Origin of the sequence: Parendozoicomonas haliclonae (assembly GCF_900174585.1) — a bacterium.
Taxonomy (GTDB): domain Bacteria; phylum Pseudomonadota; class Gammaproteobacteria; order Pseudomonadales; family Endozoicomonadaceae; genus Sansalvadorimonas; species Sansalvadorimonas haliclonae.
In genome coordinates this window covers 143,788-156,755 of sequence record NZ_FWPT01000003.1, presented here as the reverse complement: position 1 = coordinate 156,755, position 12,968 = coordinate 143,788, and the positions used below count along the sequence as shown (strand labels likewise).

Genomic DNA, 12,968 nt, shown 5'->3' with positions numbered 1-12,968 from the left:
ATGCAAATGGACACTGTCGCTGCCAAGAAAATCTCCACCAGTGCACTGGCTAAAAAGCTGGGGCTGACCGGAAAGGAACTGTTCCAGAAAATGGAAAGTGCCGGCTGGATTACCCGGGCGGATAACAGCTGGAGCCTGACCGAAAGCGGCAAGAGCAAAGGCGGCGAATACACCACTCATCCCAAGTACGGAACTTATATCTGCTGGCCTGATGTGCTGGTGATGGATGATTCCGGCAGCTCTTCTAACAGTTCTTCCAGAGCCGATACGAGTAGCAAACCTCTTACCTCCAGTGCGATTGGGCAGCGGCTTGAACTGTCTGCCCAGAAGGTGAACGCCATCTTTTCCGAACTGGGCTGGGTTGATAAAGCTCTGAAGGGCTGGCATGTGACTCCCCAAGGGAAGGCTTTAGGTGGTCTGCAGCGGGAAGATTATCGTACAGGTGTTCCCTTCGTGTGCTGGCCGGAAGATATTCTTGGTAACAAGGCTCTGGTGCTCTCCCTGAAAGAAGTGCATGGCGACCTGTCCCAGGCGATTGGTCTGGATGATGCCTCATCGGAAACCCAGAGCTTTCGGGATCAATTCCCCGCCACTCTCCGTACCACCGATGGCCATATGGTGCGTTCCAAAGCCGAGATGCTGATTGATAACTGGCTTTATATGGCCGAAATCGTTCATGCCTACGAGCGTAAACTTCCCATCGAGGAAGAGATGTATTGTGACTTCTATATCCCGACCGGCAAGGTATATATCGAATATTGGGGCTATGAGAATGATGCCCGCTACCTGGAGCGGAAAAAGCAGAAGCTCGCGCTTTATAAAAAGTACGGGTTCAAGCTGATTGAACTGAACGATGACGATGTGAAAAACCTGGATGATGTCTTACCACGGATGCTGTTAAAGCATGGTGTGCAGACATATTGAGAGAAGAAAGGGGTCAGCCTGCGCTGACCCTTGTGCAGCTTACTTTGCTTTCTTATCAATAACGATATGGGCAAAGGTACCATCCGCAGCGATGGAGAAGGCCTTGCCAAAGCCAACGGTGTACTGACCGTTCAAAGGCTTCAGAGCAAACAGGTGGAAATCGTTCAGCTGGCGCAGCAGTTCAACAGTATTGCCAAATCGCTCTGTCATTCTATCCAGCATGGTATCGCAGGCTTCTGTACCGCGAGGGATTTCCTTGGAGGAGCAGCGGAAAAACGCACGCTCGCGGGCAAACATATTCTTGGTGTCGGACTCGGAAGCAGCAAACAGCACAGAGCACACCGGATTGGCAATCAAGTTCGGAGTGTGGTGGGCCAGTTCGCTGATAAAAACATAAAAGGTGCCGTCTTCATCGCGCAGGTAAGGGGTGTAGCTGATATCCGGATGACCATCCTCAGAAAGGGTGGACAGCATCAGGGTCATATGACTGTTAATCAGTGCATGGCAGCCTTTCTCAATCGCTGCCAGTGCTTCACCTTCAATAATTGATACGTCTTTAGCCATATTATTCTTTCGGTAATGCCTTTAAATGAGAATAAAAATCATTTTCTAGGGAAATATACCATTATCAACTTGGCTCGCGTTAGTGATTGATTCCAAAAAACTGCAGCATGGCCAGACGCTCCTGCCGGATGGTATCGATATCGCCTTTGATAAATGTCACCGCGGTACCGGGGCGGCACTGAGATAACCGAAAGGCATCCATTGCTGCGATACAGCCCAGTTTGGGATAGCCGCCGATGGTCTGGCGATCTTTCATCAGAATAATAGGCTGACCGTCACTGGGGATCTGGATGGCACCATAGGCGATGCCTTCGGAGACCACACCATCCGGCCCACCTTGTAATGCCGGGCCTTCCAGACGAAAACCCATACGATCACTGTTCTGACTGATGGTGTACGCGCTGTTATAAAACTGTTCAACAGCGGACTCAGGAAACAGATCACGCTGATAACCTTCAATCACCCGAAGCTCCAGAGGCGCACTGTAATCCGGCTGGTACTTTGCCGGCACCTGCCGCTGCGGCTTTTGTTTGTTTCGCTGATAGGAGGTGTATGGCAGGGAGTCTCCGGCTTTAATCCGGCTACCGGCCTGAGTCAGGCCACCAATTTTCTCCCTGCATACTGTGGCCACGCTATCCAAAACGGGTGTGATCTGAAACCCACCCTTGACTGCCAGATAGGTACGCAGGCCATCACGTGCAAAACCAAACGACAGTCGATCACCAGTCTTCAGCTCGGCAGTCTGCCAGCAGGGAATAGGGGTGTCGTTGATTTTGGCCTGCATATCCGCCCCGGTCAGGGCAATGATCGTTGGGCTGGTAGCTTCCAGCACCAGCTGCCCGATGGTGATTTCCAGCTGGGGTGTATTAATTGGGTTATGCAACAAGCGGTTTGCCCATAGAAAGGCGTGTTCATCCATGGGGCCGCCTTGGGTATAACCAGAGCTTTGGTGACCAAAGCGACCATAGTCCTGCAGCAGGGTCAGCATGCCCGGATCGATGACGGTAAAACTCATGTCAGGGATCCCCCGAGCTGGATAAATTCCTGTTGTGTGATGGGCGTAAAGCGAACCTGTTCGCCGACAGTTAGTGTGAGTGCATTGTCGTCTGATGGCAGAAGACTGAAGGGAGTGCGCCCCAGAATACGCCAGCCGCCGGGTGAGTTGTCCGGGTAGATCGCTGTCTGGCGGTCGGCAATAGCAACGCTGCTTTTCGGGACTCTGGCCCGTGGTGTTTCCAGTCGAGGCATTTTCAGTGCCTCGGGAATGCTGCCCATATAGGCAAAGCCGGGGCTGAAGCCTATGGCATAGACCCGATACACTGTTGAGCAGAAAAGGTTGAGCACTTCATCCCGGGAGAGTTGTGCGTGCTGGCAAAGGTCTTCCAGATCCCAGCCAACCTCCTGGCCGAAGTAGGCCGGAATCTCGCGGATAGTCTGACTGTTGTTGCGCGTTCGCGTTGCGATGGTTGGCAGTTGGGTCTGGAATTGGCTGATAAAACTCTCTGCTTCAGGGTGAGTTAGCCGGTAGCTGACCAGAATGGTTGTATACGATGGAATCAGGTCAATGATCAGCTCTGCATACTGCTCCTGCAAAAAATGTGTTATCGCTGAAATCTGGTCAGAGGCTTCAGGGCTGATAGTGTCAGCCACGGAAATCAGCAGTGAGGATTCACTGACGGGCTGGATGCTGATCATGGCTTCAAACAGTCCTTGATGCGGGCAATTTCCTGCAGCAGGTGCGTGTTATCGCCATGCAGGCAGATGGTGTCGGCTTTAAGTGGACGCTGTTTTCCGCTGATGGTTGTTACGGTCTGGTGTTTGACTATGCCGCGAACCTGATTAATGACTTGTTCAATAGAGCCGTGAACGGCATCGGGATGAGTGCGGGAAACCAGTGTGCCATCGTCGTTATAAAGCCGGTCGCAAAAGGCTTCAAACAGTAAAGGGACACCGCCATGCTGTTTGGCCAGTTGCCGGCATTTGTCATCATTAACCCCGGCCATAACAACCACTGAGCAGTGGGGTTTAAACGCGGCAGCGGAAGCCAGCACAGTATCCAGAATGGCGTCATCCTGCATCATCTGGTTATAGAGTGCGCCGTGGGGCTTCATATAAGAGACGGATGTGCCCTGGGCTTTGCAGAGCGCATCAAGAGCACCCATCTGATACAGCAGGCTGGTAAACAGCTCTTCCCGTGACAGCGCCATCGCCCGGCGCCCAAAGCCCTGCAGGTCAGGGTAGCCGGGGTGAGCACCAATACGGACAAGGTGCTGGCTGGCCAGGGCAATGGTTCGGTGCATATGGACCGGATCGGAGGCATGGAAGCCGCAGGCAATATTGGCCATATCGATATGAGGCATAACGGCTTCATCGTTGCCCATCACCCATGGCCCGAAACTCTCTCCCATATCGCAATTAAATTGCATGGCTATCCTGCTCTTGTTGGTTTTGTGCTTATTGGGCAATGTAATTGAGAAACCGAGGTTTTTTCAAATACTATCTGTCGCATAGTATGAGCCTGTAAAAAGCCAAGTGGGTGAGGAGTCGATAATGCAGTTGGTATGTCCGTCCTGTCAGGCACTGAATCGTGTGCCGGATGAGAAGCTGTCTGATAACCCGTTATGCGGCAAATGTCATAAGCCGCTTCTGCCCGGAGAACCAATCCCGGTTTCCGATGCCAGCTTTGCGCGGTTTGTGGAAAAGAGTGAACTGCCGATCGTGATTGATTTCTGGGCCAGCTGGTGTGGTCCCTGCCAGAACTTCGCGCCAGTCTTCCATGATGTCGCCAAGACTTTTGCCAGCCGGGCACTGTTTATCAAGGTGGATACGGAAAACAATCCCCAGACCGCCGGACGTTTTGCGATTCGTTCGATTCCAACTCTGATGGTGATGCACAAAGGGAAGGAAGTGGAGCGTTTAAGCGGTGCACTGCCTGCTCAGCAGTTCAGCCAATGGCTGGACAATAATCTGCCAGCGGTGTGATTTGGATGACAGCGATCTGGCCGAGCCGGCCAGATCATTGATGATGTCTTGTCAGGCGTCTGTCAGGTGATCGGGAAAGGCGTCAGGTGACTCATAATATGTTCGGCATCGGCTGCGACCAGATCCTTGGTGACCTTGTGGACAGGAATGTCCTTTTTTAGATGAGGCATCAGCTCGCCCATAAACCGGGGTGGTGCACAAACCTGCAGAGCCTCAAAGTTGTGATTCTCGTAAGCATGGTTGATGGCGGATGCAATCATCTTGGTAAAGCGCTCGCTTTCCACGCCTTTTGGGGATTTGTCGGTATCTCCCAGGCCGGCATTATGGATACCGCGATAACTGTGCATGCTGGTATGGTTGCCATTTTTATCGGAGATAAAGTCACCATTGTGCCATCGGCCTTCCTGATGGTTGATTGAATCAAGCAGATGCAACTGGTGCTGGTGGGGCTGGAAGTCATACATGCTGGCTTTGCTATTGTCAGCGACCAGAACCCAGATAGGGCGCATAAGTCATATCCTCCACAAAGTGACCTGACAAAATTAGTCCTGAGGGGAGGAAATATCCATTTTGGGGAATGCGACGGCTGCCGATTGGTTAAAGGCCGACAGCCGTCGTAAAGGAGGGGGCTGTTGATCAGTTGTAGCTGATCAGTTACTAATGACTACGTCCGGCAGCTTGCCGGCATTGATTTCGACCTGTTCAACCGCAGGCATTACAGTTGCTTTGCCCTTGGCGACAAACTTGCCGTCCTGATTGACGACATTGGTGGCGATGATGGCGCTTTTGGTGCGGTCATTCTTTTCCAGCACTTCCAGCTGTACTGTTACGGTGTCGTTCAGCTTGACCGGCTGCAGGAACTTCAGTTCCTGACTGCGGTAGACACCGCCAGGTCCCGGCAGTTTCATAGCCAGGGCTGCTGAGATCAGGGAGCCGGTCCACATGCCATGGGCAATACGCTCGCCAAACTGGGTGGTACTGGCAAACTCATCATCAAGGTGGATCGGGTTGTGGTCACCGGATACGGTGGCAAACAGGATCAGGTCACGTTCAGTCAGGGTGCGTTCATAGGTTGCTGTGTCGCCCACCTGCAGTTGTTCATAGGGCACGTTAGCCAGTGTTGTCACTCGGTCTTCCTCTCAGACAATGATGCAGCACGCGTCGTCCTTTGTCCGGTGCTGCAGGTGAAAACAATTCACTCTGACTCGCACCGGCGTGCTTGCGAGGCTAGCTACTATACCCCGTCGAGAGTGGATTGTTGTTCACGGTTTGTGAGTATTGTTTGCGGAATGTGTCTGTCCAGCCATTGCACCAGCTGGTGGGTCACATCGTCCCGGTTGCTCTCGTTGAGCATTTCGTGGCGCCCACCCGGCCAGACCTTCAGATCCACATGCTCCACGCCCGCTTCGGTAAGCCTATGGGCCAGTTTGCGCAGGCCTTTGCCGTTCTGCCCGACAGGATCCCTGTCGCCACCAAAGATGTAAAAAGGTAGACGAGAATCGAGCTTTTGCAGGGCAGGCAGTGAGGTGATGGAGAGCAGGCCTTGAAACAGATCCAGCCAGAGACTGTTGGTGCACTGGAAACCGCAGAGTGGATCAGCAATATAGGCATCCACTTCGGCAGTATCGGCAGACAACCAGTCGAATGGGGTTCGGGCCGGTTTAAAGCCGTTGTTATACGAGCCAAAGGTGAGCAGGTCAACCAGTCGGCTGGTTTTATCTGCACCCAGGCGCAGACTTTCCATGCGGGTGACCATGCGGCCGAGCTGCAGCAGGATCCGATTGTTATAGGTAGAGCCGGAAAGTACGACACCGGCCAGCTTTCGTTCCTGCTGCATCAGCCAGCTTTGGGTAATAAAGCTGCCCATGCTGTGGCCAAGAATAAATACCGGCAGCTCCGGCTGGTTCTCATGGAGGTGCTCATAGGCGCAGCTGACATCATCCAGCACCCGCTCCCAGCCTCTCTCGGTGGAAAATATCCCGGCAAGATTATGAACACTCTGACCATGGCCGCGATGATCAATGGCTGCAACATTGTATCCGTGCTGGTTCAACGTCTCTGCCAGACGTCCGTATCGCAATCCATGCTCAGCCATGCCATGAAGAATCAGTACAGTGGCTTTTGGGGCAGCCGCCTGCCAGGTGTGCAACGGAATCTGGTGGAAATCGCTGGCATCCAGAAGCCGGGTAATCAGTGCCATGGTATAACCTCCCTGCCATCGTTATTCGGGCGAAGATCATGGTGACAGACTACAGGGGGTGCTGCAATTTTGATCGTAAAGTCAGTAGTGTTGGAGAATTGTATCCGCAGTTCTTGGTGCTGGATTGTCGAGGGGGAAAACTGGTATTCTGCGCTGCTGTTTGCATCGTTAGTCGCAGCAGTCTGCGAAGCAGCTTTTGTGTTATTGCTCCCGGCGCGAGGCCGTTGGCGAAAGAAGTTGTTTCAGAGACTGGTCACCCGCATCCTGGCTGCCCCATAAGGCAGAGGCCGAGGGACCTGCATTACCTTTATTTCTTTTCGTTTGGGTCTTCATCCCGGAACGTACCAGTCATGTCAGGAGTTTGAGCATGAACGGGACCTTTTGGTCAAATAAATACCCGGCAGGTGTACCTGCACAAATCGATAGCGGTGCTTACAGCTCTATTCTCGATGTGCTGGACGAAGCCTGCGACCAGTTCCGGTTCAAGACTGCCTTTTCCAACCTGGGCCGTGAACTCACTTTCAGTGAGCTGAATGAACAGAGCAATCATTTTGCGTCCTGGTTGCAGAACCATACCGATCTGGTTCCTGGTGATCGTATAGCCGTGCAGCTGCCGAACCTTCTTCAGTACCCGGTAGTTGTCTTCGGAGCCATGAAGGCGGGCCTGATCGTCGTGAACACCAACCCGCTGTACACCGAGCGGGAGATGGAGCACCAGTTCAACGACTCCGGTGCCAAGGCTCTGGTTGTTCTGGCCAACATGGCGCACATGGCGCAGAAAGTGGTACCGAAAACCGGTATCAAGCATGTGGTGATTACCGAAGTGGCGGATATGCTGCCACCGGTCAAGCGTCTGCTGATCAATGCCGTAGTGCGTTATGTGAAGAAGATGGTGCCGGATTATGCCATTCCGGGCGCGGTGCCGTTTAATCAGGCACTGGCCAAAGGCAAGACCAAACCGGTTCAGCGCCACAAGGGTGATGTGAATGATACTGCTGTGTTGCAGTACACTGGCGGTACCACCGGCGTCGCCAAGGGTGCGGAGCTGAGCCACGGTAATATTATTGCCAACATGCAGCAGATTCACGGCATGGTGAAGCAGGATATCGTACTGGGCGGTGAGCTGATTGTGGCGCCACTGCCGCTGTACCATATCTACTCGTTTACAGTGCATTGCATGATCGGTCTGAAGACCGGTATGCACAGTATGTTGGTGACCAACCCGCGTGATATTGCCGGTTTCGTCAAGGATCTCAAGAAGACCCGTTTCACCATGTTCGTGGGCCTGAATACCCTGTTTAATGGACTGATGAAAAACCCGGACTTCCAGCAGCTGGATTTCTCTCCGCTTAAGTTGACTCTGTCCGGCGGTATGGCGCTGCAGATGGAAACCGCCAAGCGCTGGCAACAGATGACTGGCTGTGCCATTAACGAAGGTTACGGTATGACCGAAGCTTCGCCGGTGATCTCCCTGAACCCTCTGACTGACAACCGTCTGGGGACTATCGGTATGCCGCTGCCGTCTACCGAAGTGCGTATCGTTGATGATGAAGGCCATGATCTGGAGATCGGTCAGATCGGTGAGCTGCTGGTTCGTGGTCCGCAGGTTATGAAAGGCTACTGGGAACGTCCGGAAGAGACTGCGGCCACCCTGAGTGAGGATGGCTGGCTGAGTACCGGAGATATCTGTACGATTGATGAAGACGGCTATATCCGTATTGTTGATCGCAAGAAAGATATGATCAGCGTGTCTGGCTTTAACGTCTATCCAAACGAGCTGGAAGACGTGCTGGTTCGTCACCCGGATGTTGAACAGTGTGCCGCTATTGGCGTGCCATGTGAGAAGACCGGCGAAAAGATCAAAATGTTTGTAGTGGCCAGTACTGCGCTGAATGAAGAAGATCTGAAAGCGCACTTCCGCCAGTATGTTACAGGTTACAAAGTGCCAAAAGAATTTGAGTTCCGTGACGAGCTGCCAGTCACTAACGTCGGCAAGGTACTGCGTCGTACCCTGCGTGATGAAGAGCTGGCCAAGCGGGTTCAAAAAGAGCAGGCGAAGAAAGCCTAAACGCTGCTCCTACAGAGTTGGCCTATTGTGAAAGCCGCCCCCTGAACACTCAGGGGGCGGCTTTTGTGCAGATAAGGTTTTGCAGAGATACAGTTTAGAGTTGATGACTGATCAGGATACCCGTGCCCAGAGTGGTCAAGAGGAAAACCGTAAGGATAAAGCAACCGTTGTCGCTGAAATAAACGACAGCCTGTTGCGTGATCGCCATTGGCTGAAGCGTCAGTGGAACAACTGGAAGCGCCTCAGCGGCAAGGATCGAGGACGCTTCTACCATCGGCTGGACAAGTCGGTGGCTCAGGTGCAGTTGCGCCGGGAACAGGCCGTAAAACTGAACTGGGATGAGGCTCTGCCTGTTACCCAGAAGAAAAACGACATCGCCAAGCTGATTGCTGAACATCAGGTAGTCATCGTGGCCGGGGAAACCGGCTCCGGAAAGACTACCCAGCTGCCGAAGATCTGTCTGGCGCTGGGATTGGGTGTCCATGGTCTGATTGGCCATACCCAGCCGCGCCGTCTGGCAGCCCGTTCTGTTGCCAGCCGTATCGCCGAAGAGCTGGAAACCGAACTGGGCAGCCTGGTCGGTTATCAGGTGCGCTTTACCGATCAGGTCAGTGATCAGACCCGGGTCAAACTGATGACCGACGGTATCCTGCTGGCAGAGATTCAGAATGACCGTTTCCTGAATGGCTATGACACCATCATTATCGATGAGGCTCATGAGCGCAGCCTGAATATCGATTTCCTGATGGGTTATCTCAAGCTGCTGCTGCCAAAACGTCCTGACCTGAAGGTCATTATTACTTCGGCGACCATCGACGTAGACCGTTTCTCCAACCATTTCTCCAATGCCAAGGGTGTTCCGGCACCGGTGATTGAAGTCTCCGGTCGTACCTATCCCGTTGAGACGTTGTATCGCCCGTTGGCCGATCTTGATGTGGATGCCAAGGATAGCGATGAACGTCAGCTGCAGGGTATCTATCAGGCACTGGAAGAGATTGAAAATCTGGAGCGGGATGGTTTTGGTCATCGCCTGGGCGATGTGCTGGTGTTCCTGCCCGGTGAACGGGATATCCGGGAAACAGCCAAGTTTCTGCGGGATCAGAAATTAAGGGACACGGAAATACTGCCGTTGTATGCCCGTCTCTCCAATGCAGAGCAGAACCGTATCTTCCAGTCCCATGCCGGGCGTCGGGTAATCCTGTCGACCAACGTGGCGGAAACTTCCTTGACCGTACCGGGCATCCATTATGTGATCGATCCGGGTACGGCTCGCATCAGTCGGTACAGCGTACGTAACAAGGTGCAGCGGTTGCCGGTGGAAGCGGTGTCTCAGGCTTCGGCTAACCAGCGGAAAGGCCGCTGTGGCCGGGTGGCTGAAGGGATCTGCATTCGTCTTTATGATGAGCAGGATTTCCTCGGTCGTCCGGAGTTTACGGATGCCGAGATTCTGCGTACTAATCTGGCCGCCGTTATCCTGCAGATGTTGAAACTGGGGCTGGGGGACGTGACCAAGTTTCCGTTTGTTGATCGTCCGGATAACCGTGCCATTAACGATGGTTATAAATTATTGCAGGAGCTTGGCGCGGTAGATAAGGACCATCGCCTGACCCGTGTTGGACGACATCTGTCTGTTCTGCCAACCGACCCGCGCCTTGGTCGTATGCTACTGGCGGCCCACGACACCAACGCATTGGACGAAGTGTTGATCATCGCCAGTGCGCTGAGCGTGCAGGACCCTCGTGAGCGGCCGGCAGAAAAACAGCAGGCTTCCGATCAGGCCCATCGTGAGTTCTATCACGATGACTCTGACTTTATGACCTTCGTAAACCTGTGGCGCTGGTATGAAGAGCAGCGTCAGGAGCTGACCGCCAACCAGCTGCGCAAGCTCTGCAAGAAACACTTCCTCAGTTATCTGCGGATGCGTGAGTGGAAGGATATGCACCGTCAGCTGGCTCTGGTGTGTAAAGAGCTGAAGCTTCGCCATAATCTGGAAGAAGCCAGTTATATCGACGTCCACAAAGCTCTGCTGCCGGGGCTGCTCAGCCATCTCGGTAATAAAACCGAGGAGGCGGATTATCTGGGGGCCCGCAATCGCAAGTTCTGGGTGTTCCCCGGGTCTGGTCAGTTCAAGCGCAAACCCAAGTGGGTGATGGTCGCCGAGCTGGTGGAAACTTCCAAACTCTATGCTCGGACCGTCGCCAAGATCGAGCCTTCGTGGATTGAGCCGGTGGCTGGTCATCTGATCAAGCGCAACTGGTTTGAACCTCACTGGGAAAAGAAACAGGCCCGTGCTGTCGCCTATGAACAGGCGACAGTGTATGGATTGGTAATCTATTCCCGACGCAAGGTGCACTACGGCACGATTGATCCGGTGGTGTCCCGTGAGTTGTTGATCCGCGAAGGGTTGGTGGCCGGACATTACATTTCCAAGGCACCGTTCTTTAAACACAACCTGTCTCTGATTCAGGAAGTGGAAGAGCTGGAAGCCAAGTCCCGTCGGCAGGATATTCTGGCTGATCCCGAAACCCTGTTCGCTTTCTATGACGAGCGTATTCCGGCCGATGTGGTTAATGGTGCCGGCTTTGAAGCCTGGCGGAAAAAAGCCGAGCAGGACGATGCTCAGGTCTTGTTCCTGACCAAAGAGTATCTGATGCAGAGGGATGCCGGGCATATTACCGCCAATCAGTACCCGGATCGCTTCAGGCATGAAGGGATGGAACTGCCGCTCACCTATCACTTTGCCCCGGGCGAAGACGACGATGGTGTGACCGTGTCTGTTCCTGTCTCTCTGTTGCAGCAACTGCCGAAGAACCGGTTGGAGTGGCTGGTGCCGGGCATGCTGAAAGAGAAGGTGATTGCCCTGATTCGCTCGCTGCCGAAACAGGTGCGCAAGAATTTTGTACCGGTGCCGGATTACAGTGCTGCCGCTATGGAAGGCTTGAATGCCTGCAATGAACCGTTGACTGAACTCCTGGGTGTGAAGCTGTTCCGGATGACCGGTACCCGTATTCCGGAAGATGCCTGGAAACCAGAGACTCTGGATAACCACCTGCTGATGAATATCCGGGTGGTGAACGACGATGGCAAGGTTCTGGGGCAGGGGCGTGATCTCACCCGCCTGCGGGAGAAGTTTGCCGATCAGGCTCAGTCCAGCCTGCGGGATATGACTGACCGTGGTTTGGAAGAGAGCGGCATTACCAGCTGGACTATCGGTGAGCTGCCGGAAGAGATTCGTCAGACCCGCGGAGGCTTGCTGTTCCGTTCCTTCCCTGCCTTGGTGGATGAGAAAACGGCAGTGGCGCTGCGCCTGTTTGATAGTCCGGAACTGGCAAAGCAGGAGATGACCTGGGGTGTGGCGCGGTTGATTCGTCTGTCTATGGCAGAGCAGATGCGTTTTATGCTCAAGCAGATGAAGAACCTGAACCGTATTACCGTGCTGGGTGTGAATACTGTGCCCAAGGCTGCGCTGCTGGATGATATTGAGCTGTATGCAGTACGGAATGTGTTCCTGAAAGACGAAGCGGAATGGCCGCGCAATGAACAGGCTTTTCGCCAGTTGATTGCTGAGCACAAGGCGGATCTGGTGCCATTTGCCGAAAAGCTCGACAAGCTGCTGCTGGATACCTTTACCGCTTTGAATGCTGTTCAGAAGCGTTTGAAAGGCAAGCTCTCGTTCCAGGTCGCGTTGTCCATGAGTGATATTCAGGCTCAGATTGGTCGGTTGGTTTACAAAGGCTTCCTGCGGGATACTCCGCTGGAGTGGCTGGAGCAGTTCCCCCGTTATCTGGCGGGAATTGAGCAGCGTCTGGATAAACTCGGTGCCAACTATAACCGGGACCGGGTTTATGTTGAGGAACTGCAAAATCTTCACGAGCAGTGGCAGAAGCGCCGGGAAGCTCTGGAAAAGCAGAATATCGTGGATGATGCCCTCTGGCAGTATCGCTGGATGCTGGAAGAGTATCGGGTCTCTCTGTTCGCCCAGAGTCTGAAAACCCGGATGCAGGTCTCGGATAAGCGCCTGCGTAAAGCGTGGGAAGAGGTTCGGGTACCGTAACAGGTGCCCGGTCGCTTAACGCAAAATTGTTGCCCTTTTGTTACCTGAGCCTTGTTGTAGCTGATTGGTTGTTTTCATGACCGATCAGCTGCTATACCATCTCAACTAATAAAAACACCAGCCCGGCGCACGCTTTTTATTCTTCATCTATTGGCGGCACGGCTGGATACCAGTTG

11 protein-coding genes are annotated in these 12,968 nt (G+C 53.5%); 4 read left to right on the top strand and 7 right to left on the bottom strand.

The genetic code is table 11. The annotated features are described in order from the left end of the window. The first annotated feature begins 6 nt into the window (after positions 1 to 6). Complete coding sequence (locus EHSB41UT_RS07105; RefSeq protein WP_087108258.1) at positions 7 to 924, top strand: glycerol kinase; 918 nt, start codon at positions 7 to 9, stop codon at positions 922 to 924. Between the two features lie 39 nt (positions 925 to 963). On the opposite strand, the gene EHSB41UT_RS07100 is transcribed toward EHSB41UT_RS07105, so the two are convergent. The 4 genes from EHSB41UT_RS07100 to EHSB41UT_RS07085 form a co-directional block, all read right to left on the bottom strand. Then, a complete protein-coding gene (locus tag EHSB41UT_RS07100) occupies positions 964 to 1,488 on the bottom strand; it encodes a HugZ family pyridoxamine 5'-phosphate oxidase (RefSeq protein WP_087108256.1) in 525 nt (174 codons plus the stop codon). Positions 1,489 to 1,567: 79 nt separating this feature from the next. Further along, positions 1,568 to 2,503, bottom strand: coding sequence for a 5-oxoprolinase subunit C family protein (locus EHSB41UT_RS07095; RefSeq protein WP_087108254.1), 936 nt, complete (start codon positions 2,501 to 2,503; stop codon positions 1,568 to 1,570). Then, a complete protein-coding gene (locus EHSB41UT_RS07090; protein ID WP_087108252.1) occupies positions 2,500 to 3,183 on the bottom strand; it encodes a 5-oxoprolinase subunit B family protein in 684 nt (227 codons plus the stop codon). Before EHSB41UT_RS07090 ends, EHSB41UT_RS07095 begins: the two co-directional genes overlap by 4 nt. Next, complete coding sequence (locus EHSB41UT_RS07085; RefSeq protein ID WP_087108250.1) at positions 3,180 to 3,914, bottom strand: 5-oxoprolinase subunit PxpA; 735 nt, start codon at positions 3,912 to 3,914, stop codon at positions 3,180 to 3,182. Before EHSB41UT_RS07085 ends, EHSB41UT_RS07090 begins: the two co-directional genes overlap by 4 nt. A gap of 124 nt (positions 3,915 to 4,038) precedes the next feature. Here EHSB41UT_RS07085 and trxC point away from each other — a divergent pair, with 124 nt between their 5' ends. Then, positions 4,039 to 4,470, top strand: coding sequence for a thioredoxin TrxC (trxC, locus tag EHSB41UT_RS07080; RefSeq protein ID WP_087108248.1), 432 nt, complete (start codon positions 4,039 to 4,041; stop codon positions 4,468 to 4,470). Positions 4,471 to 4,532: 62 nt separating this feature from the next. Here the strand turns inward: trxC and EHSB41UT_RS07075 are convergent, their stop codons facing one another. The 3 genes from EHSB41UT_RS07075 to EHSB41UT_RS07065 form a co-directional block, all read right to left on the bottom strand. Continuing rightward, positions 4,533 to 4,979: a host attachment protein gene (locus tag EHSB41UT_RS07075; RefSeq protein WP_087108246.1), complete on the bottom strand. Its 447-nt coding sequence runs from the start codon at positions 4,977 to 4,979 to the stop codon at positions 4,533 to 4,535. A gap of 141 nt (positions 4,980 to 5,120) precedes the next feature. Continuing rightward, on the bottom strand, positions 5,121 to 5,597 hold the full coding sequence (locus EHSB41UT_RS07070; protein ID WP_087108244.1) for a MaoC family dehydratase: 477 nt from the start codon (positions 5,595 to 5,597) through the stop codon (positions 5,121 to 5,123). 107 nt (positions 5,598 to 5,704) lie between these two features. After that, positions 5,705 to 6,670: an alpha/beta hydrolase gene (locus tag EHSB41UT_RS07065; RefSeq protein WP_087108242.1), complete on the bottom strand. Its 966-nt coding sequence runs from the start codon at positions 6,668 to 6,670 to the stop codon at positions 5,705 to 5,707. Between the two features lie 367 nt (positions 6,671 to 7,037). Here EHSB41UT_RS07065 and EHSB41UT_RS07060 point away from each other — a divergent pair, with 367 nt between their 5' ends. After that, positions 7,038 to 8,738 carry an AMP-binding protein gene (locus EHSB41UT_RS07060; protein ID WP_087108240.1) on the top strand — a complete coding sequence of 567 codons (1,701 nt, stop codon included), beginning with the start codon at positions 7,038 to 7,040 and terminating at the stop codon, positions 8,736 to 8,738. Between the two features lie 103 nt (positions 8,739 to 8,841). Then, on the top strand, positions 8,842 to 12,792 hold the full coding sequence (gene hrpA, locus EHSB41UT_RS07055) for an ATP-dependent RNA helicase HrpA (protein ID WP_087108238.1): 3,951 nt from the start codon (positions 8,842 to 8,844) through the stop codon (positions 12,790 to 12,792). Positions 12,793 to 12,968 lie beyond the last annotated feature (176 nt).